Raw genomic sequence first — 23,200 nt, 5'->3', positions numbered from 1 at the left:
GGGTCCTTCCTGACGGCCGGACCCCACTATCGCACGCGCGGCAACGGATTCTGCTGGAACTGCCCCTGCCAGCTGGCCTGAGCGCCGGAGTCGCCGATCCGCACGATGTCGTAGCTCGCGGCCCCGGCGGCCAGCACCGAAAGGACGATCAACGTCAAGGTGACCGCCTTCGACGCGGGCGCAAGGAAAGTGCGACGACGGCTCGTTCCGGCGGCACCGGTGTCGCCGGCTCCGCCCGTCTGAGCGGCTCCTGCGTGAGCCGCACGGGTCGCGACACTTCCCGCCCCTGCAGCGCTCGGCGCGTCCTCTGCAGCGGCGCCCGCGCCCGCCTGACCATCAGAACCAGCCGCATCAGCGCCCACCGGTGCGTCAAACGCGTCACTGCCAGCACGCGCCGCAGCCGAACCGGCATCACCGCGGCCAGCCGTCACCGCACCCGCGCTCGCCGCAGCCCCACCGGAACCGGCCGCGCCGGCGTCGCCGCCCGCACCGGCCTCCCGCTGCCGCCACCACAGCGCCACAGCCAGCACCGCCACCGGAATCGCCGCCCAGATCGCCGTGTCGCCGAGTTCCGTGTGCGCCCGCACGAGCGGAGTCCGCGCCACGCGTCGTTCCAGCCACTCGCCCGCATCAGTCGTAATGGGCACGAGGACAACCACCAGCACCGACAAAATCGCGTTCGCGCCGGCCAGCCGTCGCCGCACCGGGGCCAGGCACGCGGTCAGCACCAGCACCAGCGCCGACAGCGGCAGCAGCACGACAATCGCGTGCACGAGCAGAATGTGAGCGGGCAACCCGTTGACCGTCGTCATGCAGCCTTTCCCATCCCGAACGGACACCAGCCCTCACTCTGGCCGAACCCCGTGAGCCCCCGGCAAGATCAAGGTGAGAATCAGGTAAGAGCCACTGTGAACCCGACGACCGCGCCTCCCCCGTCGCGCGGCCCGGCGAATACCTCGCCGCCGTGGGAGTGCGCGACCTCCCGCACGATCGACAGTCCCAGCCCTGACCCGGGCAGCGCCCGCGCGCCGTCCGCCCGGTAGAACCGGTCGAACACCCGGCCGGCGTCCTCGGCCGCGATCCCCGGCCCGCGGTCCAGCACCTCGACTTGTCCGTCCCGCACGCGCAGCTCGACCGGGCCGGAGCTGAACTTCACCGCGTTCTCCAGCAGGTTCGTCATCGCCCGCTCCAGCGCTTTCGGGCGACCGGGGACCGTCGTGCTGTCGGCGTCCACGGCTATCGCGCGACCGGACCGGCGGCGCACCCGCGCGGCGGCCCGTTCCGCCGGCTCGCTCAGCTCGACCGGCGCCACCGGCTCGTCGTCGTACTGTCCGGTGGCCAGTTCGACGAGCTCCGTCACCAGGTGCGTCAGCTCCCGGGTCTCGCCGTCGACGTCCGCGAGCAGCCGGTTCCGCGCGTCCGGCGACAGTTCCCCGAACCGCCGCAGGACGCTCGCGTTGGTGCGCAGGCTGGTCAACGGAGTGCGCAGTTCGTGCGCGGCGTCCTGGACCAGCCGCTCCTGGTCTTCGCGGGCGCGGGCGAGCCGGTCGAGCATCCCGGCGAACGAGGCGGTCAGCCTGCCGACCTCGTCGCGGCCGCGGTCCGGGACGCCGAGTCCGGGCCTGCTGCCCGCGCTCACCTCCTCGGTCAGCCGGGTGAGCCGGACCAGCCGCAGGGTGATCTGGCGCGCGAGGAGCCAGCCGGCCAGCGCCGCCCCGGCCAGCACCGCGAGGCTGACCCAGGTCATCCGCTCGGCGAGGTCGCCGAGAACGTGCCGGGTTTCGTCCACGTCGATGCCGAGTTGCAGCGCCCCGCGCCCCGGGCCGAGCGCCACGGTGAGCACGCGATAGTCGTCCGGCCCGACGGTGGCGTCCGCGTACCGGGTGCCAGAGCTGAGTTCCCGGTCGGCCGCGCTGACCGGCAACGCGACCGGACGGCCGCCGACGTGCCGCACGGTTCCGTCCGGCGCGATCGACTGCGCGACCATCGGCTGTGCCTCGTCGTGGTCGTCGTCCCCCGGGCGGCGGGTGAGCGGGCTCGGCGCGAGCAACTGCACCGCGCCCGCCGACACCTGCGCCGCCGTGCTCAGCAGCGAACGGTCGAGTTCCGCGCTGATCCGCTGGGAGGCCGTGTGATATCCCAGCACGCCCACGAGAACCGCCGCGCCGCCGCCGACCGCGGCGAACGCGATCGCCAGCTTCCCGCGCAGATTCATGCCGGCCGCACCACGTAGCCGACGCCGCGCACGGTGTGGATCAGCTCGTCCGCCCCCGCGCTGTCCAGTTTCCGGCGCAAGTATCCGATGTAGACCGCCAGGTTCTTCGATTCCGGGCCGAATTCGTACCCCCAGATCCGCTGGTGGATCGTGCCGCGGTCGAGCACGATCCCGGCGTTGCGCACCAGCAGCTCCAGCAGGTCGAATTCGGTCTTCGACAGCACCACCTCGGTGTCTCGCCACCACACCCGGCGCGCTCCGGTGTCCACCGCCAGCCCGGCCAGCCGCAGCACGCGCTGGGCCTGCTCGCCCGGATCCGCGCTGCGCCGCAGCAACGCGCGCAACCGGGCGAGCAGTTCGTCCAGTTCGAACGGTTTCGGCAGGTAATCGTCGGCTCCCGCGTCCAGCCCGGCGACCCGGTCGGCGGTCTCGACGCGCGCGGTCAGCATCAGCACCGGGGTGCGGTCGCCGCCCGCGCGAAGCACCCGGCACACGCCGAGGCCGTCGACGCCCGGCATCATCACGTCGACGATCAGGACGTCGAACTCCTCGGCCCGCGCGATCGCGAGCGCCTCGGCGCCGTCGCCGACCTCGCTGACCCGGTAGCCCTCCAGTTCGAGCGCGCGGACCAGCGATTCCCGGATCGCCCGGTCGTCGTCCGCCAGCAGAACGCGGTTCGCCATGCCGCCATCATGCCCCTCGGGCGCCCGGGCTCACGGCAGCGGACGCGTCCCCGGCACCACCCATTCCCGGTCCACGCGGCCGTCGACCACGACCATGACCGCCAGTCCGCCGCGCGAGCCGTCCGACCAGGTCCCGGCGATCGTCTGCCGCACCGGATCGAGCACCAGCTCGCCGTGCCACGGGTGTGCGTCCTTGGCCAGCACCCGCAATTCCTCACGGTCCAAGCTGCCTTCGCCGGGTCCGTCCGGCAGCGCCGACTGCCCGTCCGGCGAGGGAATCGTCCAGTTCCGCGCGACCTTTCCGCCGGAGAGCACGCACAGGTCGGCCCCGGTGATGACCACGCCGTCGCGCCGGGTGACGTCCCAGGTGAAGGCGAGCCGTTCGGTGCCGTCGATGACGACAGTGCGCGGGACGAACAGGTTTCCGACGTCGCGCTGGTACTTCGCGATGAACGCCTCGGCGTCCGCCGGGCCGACCAGCGGGTCGAGACCGGGTTTGACGCCGGACCACTGGCGGCCGTCGGCGGTGAGCAGCCGGTGCGCGAGCGAGGCGTCCTCGTTCCACATGCGGCACCAGAGGGCGGGGATTTCTTCGGGGTTCAGTTCGTTTGCCATGCGACGACGATCGCGGCCGCCGGCGACAGCGTCCTGTCGGTGTTTCCCCGCCGCGTGGCGCGGGTCACTCGCCGAGCGGGCGGGCAGAGATCCGCGCGAGTTCGGCGTCGAGGTCGACCTCGCGGCGTTCGACGCGGTCGCCGGTGAGCGCGAGGGCCCGGATCCGGTCCAGCAGAAAGCCGCGGACCGCGTCGCGCAGGCGGCACCAGCCGAGCACGTACCAGCCCGCTGGACCCCACAGCAGTCCCAGCGGCTCGACGTCGCGTTCCGTCTCCCGGCCTTTGCCGTCCACATAGGACAACCGCAGGACGCGCCGGGCGGCGAGAGAGGTGAGGATCAGTCCGCTGTGGACAGCCGGCGGTTCGGGCTCGCCGACCCGGTGCAAGCGCGCGGCGAGGTGCTGTTCGGCGTCGCGGACGTCGGACGGCAGCCGCGCGAGCACCTTGCGCGCCGCCGACTCCGCCGCACGCGCGAAAGGCGAACCGGCAGCCGAACGCAGCGCGACGGTGATCGCGATGGCTTCCTCCGGCGTGAGAGTCAGCGGCGGCAGGGTCCGCTCGCGGTCGAGTCCGTACCCGCCGGTCCGCCCGGTTTCGGTCCAGATAGGGACGCCTGCCTCGCGCAAAGCACCGAGGTCGCGTTCGACCGTGCGCACGCTGACCTCGAACCGGGACGCGAGCCACGCCGCGGTCCGGGTGCGCGGCGCGACCGCCCGGAGCTCCTCGACAAGTGCGTACAGCCGGTCCGTGCGATTCACCCGGCCAGCCTACGGATCTGCCCATCCTCACCCGATCGGGTGGCTTTGCGGACGACCCGCGTCACGAGGGCCGAGCTCCGCTGTTCCGTTCGCGGGAGCCGCGACCGGCGCCGGTCCGTCCTGTGGAGGGCGGCGGACCGGCGAGGTCCCCTCGTTCGTCGGGGGACGAGGGGACCGCCGGGGCGGGTCGGCGCAGGGGGCCGGCCCGTTCCCGGTCCGGAGGGGACACTTGACTCTCACACCGTGTCAGAGCGTGTGCTGGGGAGGTCATGTTCACCGTCGGAGAATTCGCCCGCCACGGCCGGGTGTCGGTCCGCATGCTGCGGCATTACGACGCACTCGGCCTGCTGCGGCCCGCTGAGGTCAACCCGCACACCGGCTACCGGTACTACACCGCCGGGCAGCTGGCCGCGCTGAACCGGATCGTCGCGCTCAAGGAGCTCGGCTTCGGACTCGGCGAGGTCGCCGCGCTGCTGGACGAGCAGATCACGCCCGACCAGGTCCGCGGCATGCTCACGCTGCGCCGGGCGGAACTGGCCGAACGGGTCGCCGCCGACCGGCTCCGGCTGGCCGAGGTCGAGGCGAGACTCCGCACGCTGGAAAGCGAGCACGCCATGCCGGACACCGAAATCATCGTCAAGGACATCCCCGCGACGCGCGTCGTGCGGCTCACCGCGACCGTCGAAAGCTTCTCCCCCGACGCGATCAGCCCCGTCCTGCGCCCGCTGTGCGCGGAACTCGGCCAGCGGCTGGAAGGATCCGACGCCACGCCGTCCGGGCCGCTGATCTGCTACTACGAAAAGCCCGCCGCCGACGACGATCCGGTCGTCGTGCACGCCGCGCTCCCGGTGTCCGGAACCGTCGCCGCGCCGAACGGCCTCGAGGTGGCCGAACTGCCCGCCGCCCGCGCCGCGACGCTGGTCCACCACGGCCCGGCGAGCGGATTCCTCGCCGGCTACCAGGAACTCGCCCGGTGGACCGACGACCACGGCTTCCGCGCGGACGGCTTCCCCTGCGAGGTCTACCTGCACACTTCCGCCGACGAGAGCGAATGGGTCGTCGAACTGCGCGAGCCCTTCGTCGAGCAGCCGCGCTGACCGGCCAAGACCCGACCTTCGACGGTTGCGCCGCCGCCCGTTCCGGACGCGAATGGACGGGGACGACCCGAGGAGGACGCAGGTGTTCTCGACAGGTCCAGCCACCCAGCCGGACCGGCTCGCCGACGCGCTGGCGGACGGCCCGTTCAGCCGCGCGCTGACCCTGGCCATCGACCGCAGCGGGCTCGGCCTCGACCGGCTCCGGGACCGGCTCGCCGCGGCGGGCGCGGCGGTCAGCACCACGACGCTCAGCTACTGGCGGACCGGGCGCACCGTGCCCGCCCGCGCCCGTTCGCGCGTCGCGGTGCGGATCCTCGAGGGCGTGCTCGAGCTGCCGCCGGGTTCGCTGACCAGGCTGATCGAGCAAGCTCCCGAGCCGCCGCCGGTTCCGGTCGTGCGCTGGGAACGGCTGTGGGGGCGGCGGAACGCGGTGCTGCGGATGCTGAACTCGTTCGAGACGGCGTACCGGACGGCGCTGGTGGTGGTCAGCCTCCACGAAGCCGTGCACGTCGGACCGGACCGGCGGCTGCACCGGCTGGAAGTGCGCGAGGTCGTCCGCGCGACCGAGGACGACACGCACATCCGGCTGGTCACCGCGCACGGCGTCGGCCCCGGCTGCCCGCCGCGGCTGGTCCGCACGCGCTACTGCTCGCCGGGGCGCACCGAGAGCCTCGCCGAGGAGGGGTTCACGGTGGCCGAACTCGTCCTCGGCCGCGGCCTGGACCGGGGCGAGACCGCGATCGCCGAGTACGAGTTCGAGTTCACCGACGACCGCCCGGACTGGTCGTACGAGCGCCGGTTCCGCAACGCCGTCCACGAACACCTGCTGGAACTGCACTTCGCGCCCGGCTTCGCGCCGCGCGCCTGCCACGCCTACCGGCTCGACTCCCCGGCCGGACCGGAGACGACCGTCGCCGAACCGCCGATCGCCGAGGGCCTGCCCGTGCACGTCGTGTCGGCCGCGGTCACTCCGGGGATCCTCGGCCTGCGCTGGGAATGGGACGCGCCATGATGGACGCATGGAATCGACGCGGATCGACCGCTGGCTCTGGGCGGTCCGGCTGACCAAGACGCGCGCCGACGCCGCGGCCGCCTGCCGCGGCGGGCACGTGCGCGTGAACGACCGCCCGGCGAAGCCCGCGACGTCGGTGGTGCCCGGCGACGAGGTCCGTGCCCGGATCGGGACGACGACCCGGGTGGTCGAGGTCGTGCAGGTGATCCAGAAACGGGTCGGCGCCGCCGTCGCGGCCACCTGCCTCATCGACCGGACGCCGAAGCCGCCGCCGGAAGCGGCGATCCCGGTCGCCCGCCGCGAGCGCGGCGCGGGGCGTCCGACGAAGCGGGAACGCCGGGTGCTCGACGAGTTCCGGCGGCAGCAGGGCTCACCTGCCCGGGATCAGCTCGGCGGCGCGGTCGCTCCGGTTTTCTCCCGGGACCGCCCGCCCCAGTGGATGTGCTGCTCCTCCCGCATCCGCTCCACCATGTCCGGATAGTGCAGCTCGAAGGCGGGCCGTTCGGACCGGATCCGCGGCAGTTCGGTGAAATTGTGCCGCGGCGGCGGGCTCGACGTGGCCCATTCCAGGGAATTGCCGAAGCCCCACGGGTCGTCCACGTTGACCTTCTCGCCGTAGCGGTAGCTCTTCACCACGTTCCAGATGAACGGCAGCACCGACGCGCCGAGGATGAACGCGCCGATCGTGGAAACCGTGTTCAGCACCGTGAAACCGTCGCTGCGGAGATAATCCGCGTAGCGCCGCGGCATTCCTTCCGCACCGAGCCAGTGCTGTACCAGGAACGTCGTGTGGAAGCCGATGAACGTCGTCCAGAAGTGCCATTTGGCGAGCGGTTCGTCGAGCATCCGGCCGGTCATCTTCGGGAACCAGAAGTAGATTCCGGCGAACGTGGCGAACACGATCGTGCCGAACAGCACGTAATGGAAGTGCGCGACCACGAAATAGGTGTCGGTGATGTGGAAGTCCAGCGCGGGCGAGGCCAGCAGGACCCCGGTCAGACCGCCGAGCAGGAAGGTCACGAGAAATCCGATCGACCACAGCATCGGCGATTCGAACGACACCGTCCCCTTCCACATCGTGCCGATCCAGTTGAAGAACTTGATGCCGGTCGGCACCGCGATGAGGAACGTGAGGATGGAGAAGAACGGCAGCAGCACCGCGCCGGTGGCGAACATGTGGTGCGCCCACACCGTCGCGGACAGGCCGGTGATGCCGACCGTGGCGAACACCATCAGCCGGTAGCCGTAGAGCGGTTTCCGGCTGAACACCGGAATGATCTCGGTGACGATCCCGAAATACGGCAGCGCGACGATGTACACCTCGGGATGGCCGAAGAACCAGAACAGGTGCTGCCAGAGGATCGCGCCCCCGTTGGCCGGGTCGAACACGTGCGCACCGAGCCTCCGGTCGGCCTCCAGCCCGAACAGCGCGGCGGTGAGGATCGGGAACGCGAGGAGCACGAGAATCGCGGTGAAGAGGATGTTCCAGGTGAAAAGCGGCATCCGGAACGGCGTCATTCCCGGCGCGCGCAGACACAGGATCGTCGTGGTCATGTTGACCGCGCCGAGAATGGTTCCCAGACCGGACACGATGAGGCCCATGATCCACAGATCGCCGCCGACGCCGGGGCTGTGCACGGCGTCCGACAACGGCGTGTAGGCGGTCCAGCCGAAGTCCGGGGCGCCAGCGGGCGTGAGGAACGAGCTCAGCACGATCAAGCCGCCGAAAAGGTACAGCCAGTAGGAAAACGCGTTCAGCCGCGGGAAAGCCACGTCCGGCGAGCCGATCTGCAGCGGCAGCACGAAATTGGCGAATCCGAACACATTCGGCGTCGCGTACAGCAGCAGCATGATCGTGCCGTGCATGGTGAACAGCTGGTTGTACTGCTCCTGCGACAGGAATTGCAGGCCGGGCTGAGCGAGTTCGCCGCGCATCAGCAGCGCCATCGCGCCGCCGATGAGAAAGAACGCGAACGAACTGCCGAGGTAGAGCAGCCCGATCTGCTTGTGGTCGGTGGTGCGCAGAAGGCTCAGCAGCACCGAGCCTTTCTTGCCCCGGCGAGGTGCCGCGGCGATCACCGCCGGCCGGGGCTTCAGCTCTGTCATGACCGGTCCTCCCGCGCACCCGACGATTGCCGGGCAGCCGAAGGCCGCCCGGCCTCACCCGGGGCGGGTAACCGGCCGCGGCCCGCGGCAAACCCCGGCGTTCTCACCGCGACGGCAGTTCGCCGTTGATCAGCGCCGCGCCGAAGACGACGGCCGCGCCGATCACCAGGAACACCGCTCCGACGGCGGGCGCGGAGGCCCACCACACCACGCCCGACGCGGCCACCAGCCAGGCCCCGGCAAGCGCCTCCTTCCGGGCCGGCGCCGCCTTGGGCAGCGCACGCAATCCCGCGCTGCCCAAGGCGAGCACGCCGATCGCGAGCACCGCCAGCACCGGCCAGTACATTCTCCTTACTCCCGGAACTCGCCGCGGTGCCTGCGGTACGCGACGGTCACCGAGATGACCGCGAAAATCGCCAGCAGCACGCCGACGATCAGCGAATTCGTGCGGACCGCGTCGCGATGGCCGTCGACCGGGTAGCCGAACGCGAACGGCGCGGCGATGAGCCAGAACCCGATCGCGACGTTGACCAGTCCCAGCCAGCGCGCCCGCTCCGGCAGGCCGAACCGGACCAGCGCGACCGCCGCCACGACGATCCCGCACGCCAGGCTGTTCCAGAACCCGGCCGTCGCGGACAGCGTGAACGAGTAGCTGTACGCGAACGCCGCGATCACCAGCCACGCCCCGGCCAGGAACTCGGCGGTGAGCGGCAGCCTGCTCTCCCGCAGCTTCCGGTCCTGCGGGGTCAACGCGGTGAGTGCCATGCTCATCTTCATTCCGTGGTCACCTCCTCGCCGGGGCTACTGGCCTGCCTTGATCCCCGGCTCGCCGTGGTCGAACTGGATCGCCTGGTGCAACGGCACTGTCGTGGTCCGAGCGGGCCGCGGAGCGCGCAGGCCCATCGGCAGGACCACCCGGTGATGCGCCGCTTCGAGCACCATCGCGCTGCACGCGTACCAGGCGATCACCGCGGACACGAGCAGGAAGTACGCCGAGATGGTGCGCACGACGCCGACGTCGCCGATCAGGCCGATCGCCAGCAGGGTCGCCCCGGCGGCGAGGACCGCGAGGAGCCCGCAGAGCACGAGGCTTTCCGCCAGCGCGGCGAGCGCGCCGGTCCAGGTGATCGCCGCGAGACCGATGAACCAGAAGCCGATCGCGGCCGCCGCGACCGGGCTCGCCGCCGTCGAGGGGAGTCCGCCGAGGCCGACGAACAGCTGGTAGACGCCGTAGCCGATCCAGAACGCGCCCCACGCGCCGTGCACGACCGTGGCGAGCGCGTCGCGAGCCCGGTACGACCACATCCCGGCGAGGAACTGCGCGACCCCGCCGAAGGCGAACGCGAACGGGGCCAGCAGCAGGGGCGTCGTCTTGCTGTCGCCGAACCAGCCGGCCATGTTGGCCGCCACCATGAACGTCGACACCGCGAACCCGGCGAGGCCCAGGATCGACGGTGCGGCCACCGGACTCAGATTGATGTGCGTGTGCTCGCGCCAGAACGAATACTCCGCGCCGTCGCCGCCCGCCGGCATCGCGCGGTCGGCCATGTTCATTTCGCGGGTCATCTGCGGCTCCTTTCCAGCCGACCTCCCCTGTGCGCCGCGCGTACCCCGCCGCCGACCTGCGGAACCCTGCAACTTCTACGCCGAACGAGTGAATTTCGCTGCTCGCCGGGCAACGGGCAGTGTCCTTTTCAGACGCGAGACTCCCCCGGCCGGACGGCGTTCCCGGCGACGGCAGGTCCGATATGCCAGGGTGTGCCCATGGCGAGCGTCCGCGGTCATCTTTTGTCCTGGACCACTTTGCTGCCGTTGGTCGCCCTGGTCCTGCTGGCGCTCACCTGGGGCCGCACGCTGGGTCCGGTGCCGGTCGCGCTGGTGGCGATCGCGCTGGCGGGCACGGTTCTCGCCGCGGTGCACCACGCCGAGGTCGTCGCGCACCGGGTCGGCGAACCGTACGGCTCGCTCGTGCTCGCGGTCGCGGTGACCGTGATCGAAGTCGCGCTGATCGTCACGATGATGGCTTCCGGCGGCGAAAAGGCCGACACCCTGGCGCGCGACACGGTGTTCGCCGCGGTGATGATCACCACGAACGGCATCGTCGGGCTGTCGCTTCTCGTGGGCGCGCGCCGGTACGGGGAAACGCGGTTCCACCCCGAAGGCAGCGGCGCGGCGTTGGCGACGGTCGGCACGCTGGCGACTCTGAGCCTCGTGCTGCCGACGTTCACGACCAGCACCCCGGGGCCGGGTTTTTCCGCGCCCCAGCTGGCTTTCGCGGCCAGTGCGTCACTGGTCCTGTACGCCACGTTCGTGATGACGCAGACCGTCCGCCACCGCGATTTCTTCCTCCCGGTCGACGCCGACGGCGAGACTCGCGAGGAAGAGCACGCGGAACCGCCGAGCGCCCGGACGACTCTGGTGAGCCTCGTTCTGCTGCTGGTCGCCCTGGTCACCGTCGTCGGCCTGGCGAAGGTGGAGTCTCCGGCAATCGAGGCCGGCGTGCGCGCGGCCGGATTGCCGCAGTCGTTCGTGGGCGTGGTGATCGCCCTGCTGATCCTGGCCCCGGAAACGCTCGCGGCGGTCCGCGCGGCCCGGCGCGACCGGATGCAGATCAGCCTCAACCTCGCGTACGGATCCGCGATCGCCAGCATCGGCCTGACGATCCCGGTCATCGCGCTCGCCTCGGTGTGGCTGAAGGGCCCGCTGCTGCTCGGTCTCGGGCCGACGCACATCGTGCTGCTCGCGCTCACGGTGGTGGTCAGCGTGCTGACCGTCGTGCCGGGACGGGCCACACGGCTTCAGGGCGGGGTGCATCTGGTGTTGCTGGCCGGGTTCCTCGTGTTGGCGATGAATCCGTGAGTTCGCCGTCGGGACGCGGCTTCACGGCGGGGCGGCACTTGGCCCGCGAACGAGATTCCTGATTCGCTCAGCACTCTCGCAGGCGGTGATCGGCCGCTGGTCGGACGGCTTTTTCCGCTGCTTCCCGAGGCGCGATCCGGCCTGGCGGCGCGGGCTGCCGGAGGAAAAGGACGCCGGTTTTGTCGGTGCTCATCCGTATCCTGGCCGGGTGAAGATCCAGCAGTCCCCAACCCAGTCCGTTGCGGCCGGTGAAGCCGCGCGCAGAGCTTCCCCCGGCAGCCGTCCGACGTTCTCCAGCCGTCCGTCGGCCGGTTTCGTTCGCGCCGTCGACCTGGCGCCCGTCGTCTTCGCGAGCGCTGCGTTCTCGAGCGCCCGGTTCGCGGACCATGGATTCGTCCACGCGTCCGCTGGCGAGGTGCGCCCATGAGCGGCGTCTCCGCGCCGGTCCCGGAGGCTCCGGTGCGGCCGCCCGCCAAGCCCGGGCTGCTGATCAGCGTGCTCGTGCTGTCGGCGTTCGTGATGATCCTCAACGAGACCATCCTGAGCATCGCGCTGCGCGACCTCACCGTCGATCTCGCCGTGCCGACCACCACAATCCAGTGGCTCACGAGCGGGTTCCTGCTGACGATGGCAGTGGTGATCCCGACGACCGGGTTCCTGCTCGAACGGTTCACGCCGCGGCAGGTGTTCGTCTTCTCGCTGGCCTCGTTCAGCCTGGGCACGCTGCTGTGCGGCGTCGCGCCCGGCTTCGGCCTGCTGATGGCGGGCCGGGTCGTGCAGGCGTGCGGCACCGCGGTGATGATCCCGCTGCTGATGACCACCGTCATGCGGCTCGTGCCGGCCGAGCGCCGCGGCGCGACGATGGGCACGATCAGCATCGTCATCGCGGTCGCGCCCGCGATCGGCCCGACGATCGGCGGCGCGGTGCTGTCGTCGCTCGGCTGGCGGTGGATGTTCTTCATCGTGCTGCCGCTGTCGCTGGCCGCGCTGGTGACCGGAATGCTGCAGCTGCGGATCGACAGCGAAACCCGCGCGGTTCCGCTCGACGTCCTCTCCGTCGTCCTTTCTGCCATCGGTTTCGGCGGAGTCCTGTACGGCCTGTCGTCCGCGGGCGAGTCCGCCGAGACCGCGCTGGCGCCGCCGTGGCTGCCGATCGTCGTCGGCGTGGTTTCGCTGGCGGTGTTCGGCTGGCGGCAACTCCGTCTGCAGCAACGCGATCGCGCCCTGCTCGACCTGCGGCCGTTCACCCACCGCAGTTTCGTTGTCGCACTGGGGCTGAGCGCGCTGCTGTTCATGTGCCTGATCGGCGCGGGCGCGATCCTGCTGCCGCTGTATCTGCAGACCGTCCTGCACAAGTCCACGTTCGTCAGCGGCCTGGCCGTCCTGCCCGGCGGGTTGGTGCTGGGCCTGCTCGGCCGTCCGGTCGGCGCCCTGTTCGACCGGGTCGGCGCGCGTCCGCTGGTGCTGCCCGGCGCGCTCGCGATGGCGGTCTCGCTGTGGCTGTTCTCGTTGCTGGGCCCGGGTTCTCCGCTGATCGCGGTGATCGGCATCCACATCGTCCTGATGGCCGGTCTTGGCCTGATGATGACGCCGCTGATGACCGAGTCGCTGGCAGTGCTGCCCGACCATCTCTATTCGCACGGCAGCGCGATCCTCTCGACGCTCCAACAGGTCGCCGGGGCGCTGGGCACCGCGGTGTTCGTCAGCGTCGCGACCCTCGGCAGCGCCGAGCACGCCGCCGTGAGCCCTGATTCCAGCGGCCTCCAGGTGGCGTTCGTCGTCGCCGGGTGCGTCGGAGCAGTGGCAGTGGCCGGAGCCTGGTTCGTCCGGTCGCCCCGCCCCGCACGAACGGCCGAGGAGGCCTGACGCCCGTGGACCCAGAACGGCTCGACGCCGTCGCCCGCACCTACACCGCGCCGATGACCAGCATCCGCGGCCGTCGCGTGCACCGGCTGGTAACGCGCCGGATGGCCGACTACGACCACGTCCTGCCAGCCGTCACCGCCGACGGCACCCCGGCCCTGCTGGCCCTGTCCGCCGACGGCCGAGCCGCCTTCTGCCACAGCGACGGCCGCGGCGCGTCCGCGGACTTGGTCACCTGCGGCCCGACGCTGGGCGTCACCGTGACGTCCGCGCACGACCTGACGAAGGATTCGCTGCCAGTGCTGAGCTGGACCGTCCGACACCCAGGACTGCTGGACGTCGCGGGCCCGCTGACCATCACGCCCAGCGAGGCGGATAGGGAGGAGATCGAGGCAGCCCTGCGTCCTCGGTAACCGGCCACAGGCATTTCGGCGAGCCAGCAGCTCAGAGTCTGTGCTGACGACCGGTCCTCGGTCACGGCCAGACCCCGAGCCACTCGCTTCGGCCGCTGATGTCGGCAGGCGGGCAGCGACGAAATCGCGACCTCACCCACTAAGCCGGATCGCCGCAGCCAGTTCGCCGGGCACGTCCGGAGCCCCTCGCCGGACATCTACCGCGGCTACCGAGGCACCGTCCGGCCGAGCGGCCTCGCCGCGGCACCTGCGCGCCACCGCGCATCGTCACTAGGGCACTCACCGCACCGAACCGCGCAACCCGGCCGCTACCGCCCGCACACGATCGCTGGGCCTCTCCACGCCAAACCGCGCAACCTGAGCCACCATCCGACTGGGCACCCCGCCGAGGTACTGCCACCGCGCCGGGCCGCCCTCACAGTGCCTCACCACAAACAAGCTGCGCACTCCCAGCTCCATCCAACCGAGCACCCCCGCCACACCAGACCGCGCAACCCGAGCCGCCGTCCAACCGAGCACCCTCACCGAAACGCTTGCACCCCACCAGGCACCCGCCACACCAGACCGCGCAACCCGAACCGCCGTCCAACCGAGCATCCTCACCGAGACATCCGCACTCCCACTAAGCACCGACCGCGGCGTCCGCCGCGCCAAACCTGGCATGCGGAACGGCGCGTCCTTCTGAACAGTCGTCACACCGCGGTCTTCGCCTGACGTCCGGCGGCGACCGCTCCGGTTCGGAGCGCGGCGTCGTGCAGGCCGGAGCCCCAGCCCCACGCGACCGGGCACCCTCGCCGAGCACCGGCATCCACCGGGCCACCCGCACCGGACAAGCGCGGTCGCACCGCACCGCCCTCGCCGAGCCTCGCCCCTTCGAGCCATCCGGTCAAGCAGGCATCCCAGCCTCACCGGCCGAACGCGCGCTCCCACCGTTCGACGTCCCGCAATCCGCCGTCCGGCGCGGACCAGCAGGCCTGGAGCAGGTCGTAGCCGTCGTGGACCAGGGCGGCGTGGGCGGGCCAGTGCTCGGCGGCCCAGCCGGGCTCGTTGTGCACTGAATCCACCCCTGCCCGGGTCGCCCCTTCCAGTTCGAACTGGAGATCCCGGCGCGCGTCGGCACCCGGAGTCGGCGCGCCAGCCAGCACCGCTCGGGCGGCGGAGCGAACGCGAGATCCGGTCCAGTCCAACGTCTTCCGGTGCGCACGCGGCACCACCGCATACTGCACGACCACCGCCGCCACGACCCCGATCGCCGTCTGCGCGAAACGGTCCGCCACCGCGGGCCACACCGGCCCCGGCAGGCTCGCCACCCCGGCGGCCAGCAGCGCGAGCGGCGTGATGACCACTGTCGCCACCGCGTAATTGCGCGGCACCACCAGTTCCACGCAGAACTGCAGCGCCGCCAGGATCAAGATCAGCACGACTCCGGACGGCGCGACCATCATCACCAGCCCGAACACCACGAGCCCCACCGCGGTCCCCGCGAACCGGTGCAGCGCGCGCACATTCGCCCGCCGCCGGTCCAATCCCTGTTGCAGCACCACGAGCGCACTCAGCACTGCCCAATGCGGCCGTCCAAACCCGACGGCCACCGCCAGTTCCCCAGCGACCACGCAACCCACGCCAACACGCAGCGCCGTCACCGCGGCGTGCGAGCGCAGCGGAACCGCCCGCCGCAGCCGGTACCCGACGCTCGGACGCGGCAACGGCAGCTTCCCCGGCGGCAGTTCGACGGCCTCTCCCGGCGAAGCGTCCGCGAACCGCCGGTGGGCGGCAAGCAACGTCGCCACCAGCTCCGGTCGCGTGCCCCGGCGCGGATGTCCCGCGTCATGCAGCGCAGTCCACCCCGCGGACACCGCAGCTCCAGCCGCGTGCCGCCCCTCCGCCGTCTTCCGCTCGGCCGAAAGGAACGCGTCGACCGCCCGCACCGCACGTTCGACAGCCGTCCGCTCCGGCTTGGCCCGATCGGCCAGCACCCCAGCCATCGACACCACGACCGACGACCCGACCCCTGCCGCCGCGCACCCCAGCACCACCCACGGCCGGGCTCCCGCCTCGACCGCCGCTTGCGCGCCCGCGCAAACGAGCGCGAAGAACAACGGACCGGGCGGACCAAGCCGCAACGCGTCGACGACGTACGTCGCGAGCACCGCGACCACCGAAACCACCAGCACCGACACCGGCCCCGCCGGAACCACAGTCCCCACCGAAGCGCCCAACGCGGCCGCCGCGAGCAACCCGGCACCAGCAGTCGCCACGACGCCCGCCCGGACCCGGTAGGGCCGCCCCTCGCCGTACAAGACCGCGAACGTCCCCAACGTGACAAACAACGCCGAGGCCGACGCCCCCGCGAGCACCAGCGCAATCCCCGGCACCGCCACCGCGGCCGCGGCCCGCAACCCGGCCGACCACCTCCGCCCGACCGGCGGCAAAGCGAACATCAGCGCCCGAAACCCCGCTACACGAGGCAACTGCTCAACCGGCTCGGGCGACGATCCCATCCACCCATCCCAACACGCCGCCACCCGCCCCGAAAGCCCGGCCACGGCCGCCAGAGACGGCGAGCACACTCCGAGCTCCCTTCGCTCCCGCCCGACGGCCGAACCACCGCTCGAGGCAACTGTCGACGCAGCGCGAACCGCCACAGTCCCCAACTCAGCCACCACGGTCTGAGCTTCCCCCGGTCGTCCGGACACCTGACCTGAGGTGACCGCCGGTCACCAGGGAGGATGTTCCGATGCCTGCACCACACCCGCCTGAGTTTCGTCAGCGTGCCGTCGAGCTGGCCCGTCTGGGCGACAAACCGGTCGCCGCGCTGGCGAAGGACTTGGGGATCAGCGAGTCCTGCCTGCGCAACTGGATGGCCCAGGCCGACGCCGACGAGAACGGCTCGGCCACGAAGCTGACCAGTGCGGAGAAGAAGGAGCTTGCCGAGCTGCGACGGAAGAACCGGCAGCTCGAGATGGAGAACGAGATCCTGAAACGCGCGGCGGCGTACTTCGCGCGGGAGAACATCCTCCCAAAGTAACCTTCCCGCTGGTCCATGAACTGGCCGCGGACGGTATCGACGTCGCGGTGGCCTGCCGGGTATTGAACGTGTCCCGCTCCGGCTATTACGAATGGCGCGACCGGCCGCTCTCGATCCGTGAGGAGGAGAACGCGGTTTTGCTGAAATACATCGAACAGATCCATGCCGATTCCCGCGGCACCTACGGCTCGCCGCGGGTGCACGCCGAACTCACCCTTGGCCTGGGCTTGCCGGTCAACCTCAAACGCGTCGAGCGGCTCATGCGCGAGGCCGGCATCCAGGGCCTCTACCGGCGCCGGCGCCACCACACCACGGTCCGCGACCCGGCCGGGCAACCCAGTACTGACCTGGTCAACCGCCGTTTCGCCGCCGACGCCCCGGACCGGTTGTGGATCACCGACATCACCGAACACCCCACCGAGGAGGGCCGGATCTACTGCGCCGCGGTGATGGACGCCTACTCGCGGCTCATCATCGGCTGGTCCACCGCCGATCATATGCGCACCGAACTGGTCACCGACGCTCTCGGCATGGCCATTCTCCGCCGCCAACCCGACGGCGGCAAAACCATCCTGCATTCCGACCGCGGTTCGCAATACACCTCATGGGCTTTCGGGCAACGCCTCCGCGCCGCCGGGCTGCTCGCATCCATGGGCACCATTGGTGACTGTTACGACAATGCCATGATGGAATCGTTCTGGGGCACTCTTCAGCTCGAACTTCTCGACTCGAAAACCTGGAAAACCCGCGACGAACTTGCCAACGCGATATTCGAATGGATAGAGTGCTGGTACAACCCGAAACGGAGACACTCCAAGATCGGGATGCGCAGCCCCGCCACGTTTGAGGCCCTCAACCAGCCACCAGACGCGGCGGCCTGACCCCACACCCGCCGTGTCCGGCGAACGGGGGTTCCTCTGTGTTTGTCAAGCGGCTGCGTGAAGTGGTGGTGGTGTTGACGGAGCGTGGCGTTGTTCGTCGCCGATCATGGTGCGCCAGACGTGGTCGGCGAGTCGGCGTTTGAGGCAGCGCATGGCTTCGTTGTGGGTCTTGCCTTCGGCGATCTTGCGGTCGTAGTAGAGGCGTCCCCGGCTGCCGTGCATGCGCACCTGTGTGAGGGCGATGGTGTGCAGGGCGTTGTTCAGTTGGCGATCGCCCTGGCGTGAGAGTCGGTGCCGGGCCTTGTCGGCGCTGGCGATCTCGATGGGTGCGACACCGGTGTAGACCGCGAAAGCTGCGGCTGTCGGGAATCGAGATGCCAGGCTGGTGCGTCCCAGCAGCCGGGCTGCCACGACCGGCCCCACGCCGGCGATGTCGGTCAGGCGGCTATTGGAGTCCTTGATCGCCTCTTCCATGCGTTGTTTGTTCGCTTTCAGCCGGCGATCCAGCGCGCGGATGTCGGTGATCAGCTCCCGGGCGAGGTCCTTGCGGGCTCGTTCAACTGACGATTGCGGTCGGCTTCGGGTCAGAGCGGCGGCGGCCTGGTCGGCGGTGAGGTCGGTGGGCACGCCGCCGGGAAGCAAGTCACGCAGCAGGGCGTGTAACTGGTTGACCGTGCGCGTGCGCTGCTGGGTCAGGTTGAGGCGACGCTCGTCCAACAGCCCCAGCACTGTCGAGGCGCCCTCGGCAGTCACCGGCAGGGCATCGCCTTGCAGGGCGGCCACGCTGGCCGCTGCCGCGGCATCCAGAGCATCGTTTTTGCGGCGCCCGCCTCGGGAAAGCTCCCGGACCCTGGCGGTGGCCGTCGGCGGCACGTCCACCACTGTCTCGCCACGTGCGATCAACCATTGCGCCAGGTGCCGCCCGAGCCCTCGCGCGTTCTCCACCGCCCACCGGCGCTCGGAGAACTGCTTCGCCCACGCCAGCAACCGGCGGTACTCCGGTAACGCCGCGTCGATCCGAACCGTCTCCAGTGGACGGTGGGTCTGCGGATCCAACGCCGACGCCGTGTGGCTGGACTTATGCGGATCAACCCCGATGACGACCATCAACCGCGCTCCTCCATGCGAGATACGGGAAGCCGCGGTCGACATTCCGACTTTCAGCCTGTGACGCTCACACCTCTGTTGAGTCAGACCGCAGCCGGTGCCGAGCCAGGCCACACACCCCCGGCGAGCCAACCCATCCGGGCGGCAGGAACCTCACGAGCGAGCCCAACCCGACACCTCCGGCAGACTACGGCCAGTGATCATCCAACCTGTCCAACCGGTAGCCACATACAAGTCGGGAAGCTCAGTCTGCCCACTCGCCTCGGCAACCAGCCCGGCTCACCTCCCGCACAGCGAACGCCGGAACTGCCCACCCGGCTCAGCACGGCGACCCGAAATACCTGCCCCGGCGAAACCGAACCCACTCGCCGCCCGCGACCCCCTGCGCGATCGCGGCTCGGCCCGGCGACAGGAACCGCGCCCTCAGTCGGACAGCGGGACGAACCGCGGTGGGCACGACCAGGACATCCAGTTCACCGAGCGCTTGCCCCGGCCGCCGACCCCGCAGTGCCGAGAAGGCCTGCGTAGCACCGTCACCAAGGATGTGACGAGCGGCGAGGATGGCGATTCTCTGCACCACGACGTCCGCGATTGCGGACTGGCCCCCGGTCGGTGCCGCTCAGGCTCCGCAAGCCCGGATCGCACGCACTCACCCGCAAACCGAGATCTCAGCGGAACTCAGCCCGCGCAGCCGCCTCCCCCACCGTCACGGGGTCCAGATCCGGATGCGCCGCCTCGGCCCGTTCCCACTGCGACGCGGCCTCCCCCGCAATCCCCTGCGCCGCAGCGACATTCCCCAAACCCAGGTAGGCTCGCGCCGCCTCGTGGGTGCTTTCGCAGGCTTCCGCGCGGGCGGCGGATTCCCGGTAAGCCAACTCCGCCCCCGAGTGATTCCCGGCACGGAATCTCGCCCATCCCAGGCAGTTCAGCCCCATCACGACGTCCAGTTCCAACCCCAGCTCCTCGAACACCGGCAAGGTTTCCTCGACCAGCCGGGCGGCTTCGGCGGACTGCCCGAGGGCCGTCAGGACCAGGGCGATACCCCGGGTCGTGATGGCGCCGCTGCGTTGGTTGCCGGTCAGTTCGTAGAACTCGGCCGCGGCGCGCAAGTCGCGCAGGGCTTGGTCGTGGTTGCCTCGGTAGTGCTCAGCCCAGGCGGAATGCGCCAGCGCGGTCGCTTCGCCGTGGCGGTCGCCGATTTCCCGGTACTCCCGCAGCGCCTGGCGGTAACACCGCGACGCCTCGTCCAGCTCGCCGCGGTCGACGTAGGCGATTCCCAGGTTCGCGGTGGTCGTGGCGGCGGCCCAGCGGTTGCAGACGGCCTCGGCGGCGGCGCGCGCCCAGCGGTGCGTCGCGATCCATGGGTCCCACAGTTTGGTCAGGTAGAAGAATCCACGCAGGAAGTACGCGAGCTGCCAGCACCGCTCGGAGTCCCCCGTCCGGCGGCAAAGCGCGACCAGGTTCGGCCATTCCGCACGGAACCAGGCGATCGCGCTGTCCTGGTCCGGGAACTCCACCTCCGGCAACCCCGGCGGATAGGTCACCTCCGGGCGGTACCGCGGGCCGCTCAGCGTCCGGTCGGCGCGTTCCGCGGTGGCGACGGAGAAATCGGCGAGGCGGCGGAAAGCCTCCTCGTCCGTCCCGCCGGACGCGGCGAAAACCCTTACCAGGTCGTGGAAACCGAACCGGCCCAGTTCCGGCTGGGTGAGCAGGTACGCCTGGTGCAGGCGATCCAGCAGACGCTCCGCCTCGACCGAATCCAGGGAGCCGAGCGCTTGCGCGGCGGTGACGTCGAAGTCCGGGCCGGGGTGCAGGGCGAGCAGGCGGAACAGCCGCGCCTCCGGCTGGTCCAATGGGCGGACGGACAACCGGAAGGCAGCAGCCAGGCTTCGTTCTCCGTCGTCGAGTTCGCCTAGCCGGCGGGTCTCGTCGGCCAGGCGACGCTCCAATTCCGCGACGTCCCACGCCGGGTGGGCGCGAAGGCGGGCCGCGGCGATGCGGATCGCCAGCGGGAGGCGGCCGCAGCGATCGGCGATCCGCAGGGCGGCGTCGGGAGGCGCACCGGTCAATGCGGCGACCAGCGCGGCCGCCGAAGCGGAGGGAAGGACGCCCAGCGAGACGTGCTCGGCTTCGTCCAACGCGGGCAGGCGGGAGCGGCTGGTGATCACGACCCGGCATTTCGGCTCGGCGGGCAGCAGCGGGCGCACTTGCCCGGTGCTGCCCGCGTTGTCCAGCACCAGCAGGAAACTCCGGCCGCGCAGGCGAGTCCGGAAAAGCGCCGCGCGGTCGTCGGGATCGGCCGGGATCCGTTCGGCGGGAACCTCCAGGATCCGCAGCAGACGGTCGTGCGCGTCGGCGGGCGTGACCGGCTCGTCGGCGGTGCCGCGCAGATCGAGAAAGAGGCTGCCGTCGGCGAAGGACGCTTCGAGCCGGTACGCGCATCGCACCGCCAGCGCCGTCTTGCCGGCTCCGCCCATCCCCGAAATGACGCAGACGCCGCCGTCGGACTCGAGAATCTCGCGTACGGCTTGGGATTCCGCCTCGCGGCCGGTGAAGTCGGGGGTCACCGGCGGGAGGCCGGACGGGCGGACGTCCGGCCGGGTCCGGCGTTTTCCGGCTTCCGCGGGAATCAGCGCAGTAAGAGCGCCGGGGATGCCGAATTCGGATTCACACAAGGCGGCGAGTGCGGAATTCGGGGCGGCAAAGCCGGTTTCGACTTTGCTCAGGTACCCCTTGCTGTAGTGCACCCGGCCGGCCAGTTCGGTGAGCGACATCCCGGCCGCGAGGCGCAGCCGCCGCAGTTCCGCCCCGAACGTCGCGCGCGCAGTCATCCGCCTCCACCCTCTCCTCGCTCCCAGTATGACGATCCGGCAGACGCCGGGCCGTGGTTTCGTCACGGTGCGGTCCCCGCCGACACCGGAGGCGCGACCGGCGCGGGGCCGCCCGGATGGCCGAGCGCGAGTCCGGACACGAGCGCGACCCCGGCCAGCCACAACGCGGCCCGGACCAGCAGAGAAAACGAACAGACGACCTTCATGACAAGCTCCTCCAGCGGATTCGTGCCCGCCCGATCGGCGGCTTGTCCCGAGAATGCGGGTTCCCGCGGCAATCGGGGAAGGAGTTTCCTGTTTCCGCCTTAATCGCGTAAACAGGAAACCGCAGGCGACAGCAGAGTCGCATTGCCCGGTCGCTGAGGGCCGCGGCGAAAGACATTCGGCTTCGGCGAGCGAGCCGAGGACCGCCCCGGAGGCCCGGCTTACGAGATCCAATACCGGACCCGCCGACCGGTCGCCAGCACGGCCGAGAACAGTCACCCGCCGTTTCGGGAAGGCGCCATCCGAGCGAATTTCCGGCGCGGATAAACCCGGTCGCACCAACGGGCACGGGAATGGGAAATCGTTCCGGTCACAGTCCGTGCGCCGGTGCCGGGCAAGTCTGGACATCGGCGCCCGCGTTGAGGAACAGTGGCTCCGGGCGGGGAGACGCGAGGGAGGAACGGGTGGAACCGAACGCGGCGGACTTGGTCGCGGAATTGAAAGTTCTCCGGAAGGGGCGCGGCGTATTCACCACTCCGCTCGGGATTCGGGTCGGCCCGGTCCTGCGCGAGGTGTGCGGGATTCCCGACAACGCGGAAAACGTCGAGATCCGCGACCGGCTCGCGCACGTGCTGGAGCCGCTGGCCAAGACGCTCCCGGACGACCTCCGGATCGCCGTGCTCGCGGCGTTCGCGATGCACGAACCGGCCCGCAAGCCGTTCTACCAGGAGCGGGTGCACTGGGCCGCGCGCGAGCTGGACCGCGACGACCGCACGATCCGGCGGCGCATCGACGAGGGCATCGAGCACGTCGCGCACCTCGCGCTGGCCGGCTCGCGCGAAGGCGGAGCCCGGCCCTCGCCCGAGGGAAGCTGGCACACCGAACTGCTGCGCGTCTCCCTCGCGCTGGACCAGGAGCGGCCCGAGGTGTTCGAGTTCCGGCGGATCGTCGCCGACGCCGACGAGATCGCCGAACTGGACCTCGCGCTCACCCTCACCACCACGTCCGCGACCTCCGGGCCGGTGCGGGAAAGCGATCTGGAGGTCGACGTTTTCCACGGCGGCACGCTGGTCCGCCGCGCGATGGAGTCGAACGACCGGGTCGGGCTGGCGCTGCGGCTGGCCGAGCCGCTGCGGCGCGGGAAAACGCACGACCTCGCGCTGCGGTTCCGCGCGGAATTCCGGCATCCGCACTACGTGTGCGTGCCGCGGCATCCGGTCGACCGGTTCGACCTGCACGTGCGCTTCCCGGCCGCGCCGCCGTCCGAAATCGTGCGGCTGGACCGCGTGTTCCAGGACGACGCACGCGATCTGGGCACCCGCGGCGACGTGGTGAGCCCGGACGGTTCGGGCGAGGTGCACCTGCGGTTCGACCATCTCGCGCCCGGCTTCGCCTACGGCATCCGGTGGAGCCCGGCCGGCTGAACCTCACCGGCCGGGCCCGGCGGGCACCGGTCAGTGCGTGATCATCGCGATTCCCCTTCCCGATCGGGATTTCTCCGACCGCACCGGGATCGCGGCCGCCCCGCG

At 70.8% G+C, this 23,200-nt stretch carries 22 protein-coding genes and 1 pseudogene; 10 read left to right on the top strand and 13 right to left on the bottom strand.

The genetic code is table 11. From position 1 onward, the window contains the following. Nucleotides 1–26: 26 nt before the first annotated feature. The 5 genes from ATK30_RS46565 to ATK30_RS34645 all read right to left on the bottom strand — a co-directional run bounded on the left by ATK30_RS46565 (nt 27) and on the right by ATK30_RS34645 (nt 4,270). Nucleotides 27–812 (bottom strand): DUF2231 domain-containing protein, encoded by a 786-nt coding sequence (locus ATK30_RS46565; RefSeq protein ID WP_244194817.1) that lies wholly within the window; start codon nt 810–812, stop codon nt 27–29. An 80-nt stretch (nt 813–892) separates the two neighbouring features. Then, nucleotides 893–2,215: a HAMP domain-containing sensor histidine kinase gene (locus ATK30_RS34660; protein ID WP_101438992.1), complete on the bottom strand. Its 1,323-nt coding sequence runs from the start codon at nt 2,213–2,215 to the stop codon at nt 893–895. After that, the gene (locus ATK30_RS34655) at nt 2,212–2,898 is read right to left on the bottom strand and encodes a response regulator transcription factor (RefSeq protein WP_101438991.1); all 687 of its coding nucleotides are present in this window, start codon (nt 2,896–2,898) and stop codon (nt 2,212–2,214) included. The genes ATK30_RS34660 and ATK30_RS34655 overlap by 4 nt, the downstream gene beginning before the upstream one ends. 30 nt (nt 2,899–2,928) lie before the next feature. After that, a complete protein-coding gene (locus ATK30_RS34650) occupies nt 2,929–3,513 on the bottom strand; it encodes a nuclear transport factor 2-like protein (RefSeq protein WP_101438990.1) in 585 nt (194 codons plus the stop codon). A gap of 64 nt (nt 3,514–3,577) precedes the next feature. Continuing rightward, entirely contained in the window at nt 3,578–4,270 is a 693-nt protein-coding gene (locus ATK30_RS34645) for a helix-turn-helix transcriptional regulator (RefSeq protein WP_101438989.1), read from the bottom strand. 269 nt (nt 4,271–4,539) lie between these two features. Here ATK30_RS34645 and ATK30_RS34640 point away from each other — a divergent pair, with 269 nt between their 5' ends. The 3 genes and pseudogenes from ATK30_RS34640 to ATK30_RS34630 all read left to right on the top strand — a co-directional run. Beyond that, nucleotides 4,540–5,367 carry a MerR family transcriptional regulator gene (locus ATK30_RS34640; RefSeq protein WP_101438988.1) on the top strand — a complete coding sequence of 276 codons (828 nt, stop codon included), beginning with the start codon at nt 4,540–4,542 and terminating at the stop codon, nt 5,365–5,367. An 82-nt stretch (nt 5,368–5,449) separates the two neighbouring features. Beyond that, nucleotides 5,450–6,379 carry a hypothetical protein gene (locus tag ATK30_RS34635; protein WP_101438987.1) on the top strand — a complete coding sequence of 310 codons (930 nt, stop codon included), beginning with the start codon at nt 5,450–5,452 and terminating at the stop codon, nt 6,377–6,379. 7 nt (nt 6,380–6,386) lie between these two features. Beyond that, a pseudogene (locus ATK30_RS34630) lies at nt 6,387–6,743 on the top strand (RNA-binding S4 domain-containing protein); the annotation flags it as partial. 20 nt (nt 6,744–6,763) lie between these two features. Here ATK30_RS34630 and ctaD read toward each other — a convergent pair. From ctaD to ATK30_RS34610, 4 genes are all read right to left on the bottom strand, one after another. Next, nucleotides 6,764–8,485, bottom strand: a complete 1,722-nt coding sequence (gene ctaD / locus ATK30_RS34625; protein WP_101438986.1) for an aa3-type cytochrome oxidase subunit I — start codon at nt 8,483–8,485, stop codon at nt 6,764–6,766. 103 nt (nt 8,486–8,588) lie between these two features. After that, nucleotides 8,589–8,831: a hypothetical protein gene (locus ATK30_RS34620; RefSeq protein ID WP_101438985.1), complete on the bottom strand. Its 243-nt coding sequence runs from the start codon at nt 8,829–8,831 to the stop codon at nt 8,589–8,591. A 5-nt stretch (nt 8,832–8,836) separates the two neighbouring features. Then, the gene (locus tag ATK30_RS34615) at nt 8,837–9,256 is read right to left on the bottom strand and encodes an SPW repeat domain-containing protein (protein ID WP_244194816.1); all 420 of its coding nucleotides are present in this window, start codon (nt 9,254–9,256) and stop codon (nt 8,837–8,839) included. 30 nt (nt 9,257–9,286) lie between these two features. Continuing rightward, nucleotides 9,287–10,051 (bottom strand): acetate uptake transporter family protein, encoded by a 765-nt coding sequence (locus ATK30_RS34610; RefSeq protein WP_208637494.1) that lies wholly within the window; start codon nt 10,049–10,051, stop codon nt 9,287–9,289. A gap of 198 nt (nt 10,052–10,249) precedes the next feature. Here ATK30_RS34610 and ATK30_RS34605 point away from each other — a divergent pair, with 198 nt between their 5' ends. The 4 genes from ATK30_RS34605 to ATK30_RS34590 all read left to right on the top strand — a co-directional run bounded on the left by ATK30_RS34605 (nt 10,250) and on the right by ATK30_RS34590 (nt 13,620). Beyond that, a complete protein-coding gene (locus ATK30_RS34605) occupies nt 10,250–11,344 on the top strand; it encodes a calcium:cation antiporter (RefSeq protein WP_101438983.1) in 1,095 nt (364 codons plus the stop codon). 85 nt (nt 11,345–11,429) lie between these two features. Then, complete coding sequence (locus ATK30_RS34600) at nt 11,430–11,771, top strand: hypothetical protein (RefSeq protein WP_101438982.1); 342 nt, start codon at nt 11,430–11,432, stop codon at nt 11,769–11,771. Then, entirely contained in the window at nt 11,768–13,210 is a 1,443-nt protein-coding gene (locus tag ATK30_RS34595) for an MDR family MFS transporter (protein ID WP_101438981.1), read from the top strand. Before ATK30_RS34600 ends, ATK30_RS34595 begins: the two co-directional genes overlap by 4 nt. A 5-nt stretch (nt 13,211–13,215) precedes the next feature. Beyond that, complete coding sequence (locus tag ATK30_RS34590; protein WP_101438980.1) at nt 13,216–13,620, top strand: hypothetical protein; 405 nt, start codon at nt 13,216–13,218, stop codon at nt 13,618–13,620. Between the two features lie 905 nt (nt 13,621–14,525). Here the strand turns inward: ATK30_RS34590 and ATK30_RS34585 are convergent. Beyond that, on the bottom strand, nt 14,526–16,061 hold the full coding sequence (locus ATK30_RS34585; protein ID WP_208637493.1) for an FUSC family protein: 1,536 nt from the start codon (nt 16,059–16,061) through the stop codon (nt 14,526–14,528). Nucleotides 16,062–16,357: 296 nt separating this feature from the next. Here ATK30_RS34585 and ATK30_RS34580 point away from each other — a divergent pair, with 296 nt between their 5' ends. After that, nucleotides 16,358–16,648: a transposase gene (locus tag ATK30_RS34580; protein ID WP_101438431.1), complete on the top strand. Its 291-nt coding sequence runs from the start codon at nt 16,358–16,360 to the stop codon at nt 16,646–16,648. A 47-nt stretch (nt 16,649–16,695) separates the two neighbouring features. Beyond that, the gene (locus ATK30_RS34575; RefSeq protein WP_101438432.1) at nt 16,696–17,529 is read left to right on the top strand and encodes an IS3 family transposase; all 834 of its coding nucleotides are present in this window, start codon (nt 16,696–16,698) and stop codon (nt 17,527–17,529) included. 45 nt (nt 17,530–17,574) lie between these two features. Here ATK30_RS34575 and ATK30_RS34570 read toward each other — a convergent pair whose 3' ends face one another. The 3 genes from ATK30_RS34570 to ATK30_RS45800 form a co-directional block, all read right to left on the bottom strand. Next, on the bottom strand, nt 17,575–18,636 hold the full coding sequence (locus ATK30_RS34570; RefSeq protein WP_101435776.1) for an IS110 family RNA-guided transposase: 1,062 nt from the start codon (nt 18,634–18,636) through the stop codon (nt 17,575–17,577). A 668-nt stretch (nt 18,637–19,304) separates the two neighbouring features. Beyond that, nucleotides 19,305–21,467 (bottom strand): ATP-binding protein, encoded by a 2,163-nt coding sequence (locus tag ATK30_RS34565; RefSeq protein ID WP_208637492.1) that lies wholly within the window; start codon nt 21,465–21,467, stop codon nt 19,305–19,307. Between the two features lie 62 nt (nt 21,468–21,529). Beyond that, a complete protein-coding gene (locus tag ATK30_RS45800; protein ID WP_208637491.1) occupies nt 21,530–21,673 on the bottom strand; it encodes a hypothetical protein in 144 nt (47 codons plus the stop codon). A gap of 462 nt (nt 21,674–22,135) precedes the next feature. On the opposite strand from ATK30_RS45800, the gene ATK30_RS34560 reads away from it, so the two are divergent. Continuing rightward, the gene (locus ATK30_RS34560; RefSeq protein WP_101438977.1) at nt 22,136–23,095 is read left to right on the top strand and encodes a hypothetical protein; all 960 of its coding nucleotides are present in this window, start codon (nt 22,136–22,138) and stop codon (nt 23,093–23,095) included. Nucleotides 23,096–23,200: the final 105 nt, after the last annotated feature.

The sequence above is a fragment of the Amycolatopsis echigonensis genome, from assembly GCF_002846615.1.
Lineage (GTDB): Bacteria > Actinomycetota > Actinomycetes > Mycobacteriales > Pseudonocardiaceae > Amycolatopsis > Amycolatopsis echigonensis.
The sequence above is the reverse complement of the archived record's forward strand: the minus strand, read 5'-3'. Positions and strand labels throughout refer to the sequence as shown.

Excerpts from the sequence above, each read along its gene's own strand:
- ATK30_RS34595 (WP_101438981.1), top strand. The coding sequence starts at position 11,768 with ATGAGCGGCGTCTCCGCGCCGGTCCCGGAGGCTCCGGTGCGGCCGCCC.
- ATK30_RS34620 (WP_101438985.1), bottom strand. The coding sequence starts at position 8,831 with ATGTACTGGCCGGTGCTGGCGGTGCTCGCGATCGGCGTGCTCGCCTTG.
- ATK30_RS34580 (WP_101438431.1), top strand. The coding sequence starts at position 16,358 with ATGCCTGCACCACACCCGCCTGAGTTTCGTCAGCGTGCCGTCGAGCTG.
- ATK30_RS46565 (WP_244194817.1), bottom strand. The coding sequence starts at position 812 with ATGACGACGGTCAACGGGTTGCCCGCTCACATTCTGCTCGTGCACGCG.
- ATK30_RS45800 (WP_208637491.1), bottom strand. The coding sequence starts at position 21,673 with ATGAAGGTCGTCTGTTCGTTTTCTCTGCTGGTCCGGGCCGCGTTGTGG.
- ATK30_RS34640 (WP_101438988.1), top strand. The coding sequence starts at position 4,540 with ATGTTCACCGTCGGAGAATTCGCCCGCCACGGCCGGGTGTCGGTCCGC.
- ATK30_RS34655 (WP_101438991.1), bottom strand. The coding sequence starts at position 2,898 with ATGGCGAACCGCGTTCTGCTGGCGGACGACGACCGGGCGATCCGGGAA.
- ATK30_RS34565 (WP_208637492.1), bottom strand. The coding sequence starts at position 21,467 with ATGACTGCGCGCGCGACGTTCGGGGCGGAACTGCGGCGGCTGCGCCTC.
- ATK30_RS34660 (WP_101438992.1), bottom strand. The coding sequence starts at position 2,215 with ATGAATCTGCGCGGGAAGCTGGCGATCGCGTTCGCCGCGGTCGGCGGC.
- ATK30_RS34570 (WP_101435776.1), bottom strand. The coding sequence starts at position 18,636 with ATGGTCGTCATCGGGGTTGATCCGCATAAGTCCAGCCACACGGCGTCG.
- ATK30_RS34605 (WP_101438983.1), top strand. The coding sequence starts at position 10,250 with ATGGCGAGCGTCCGCGGTCATCTTTTGTCCTGGACCACTTTGCTGCCG.
- ATK30_RS34610 (WP_208637494.1), bottom strand. The coding sequence starts at position 10,051 with ATGACCCGCGAAATGAACATGGCCGACCGCGCGATGCCGGCGGGCGGC.
- ATK30_RS34615 (WP_244194816.1), bottom strand. The coding sequence starts at position 9,256 with ATGAGCATGGCACTCACCGCGTTGACCCCGCAGGACCGGAAGCTGCGG.
- ATK30_RS34650 (WP_101438990.1), bottom strand. The coding sequence starts at position 3,513 with ATGGCAAACGAACTGAACCCCGAAGAAATCCCCGCCCTCTGGTGCCGC.
- ctaD (WP_101438986.1), bottom strand. The coding sequence starts at position 8,485 with ATGACAGAGCTGAAGCCCCGGCCGGCGGTGATCGCCGCGGCACCTCGC.
- ATK30_RS34585 (WP_208637493.1), bottom strand. The coding sequence starts at position 16,061 with ATGTTCGCTTTGCCGCCGGTCGGGCGGAGGTGGTCGGCCGGGTTGCGG.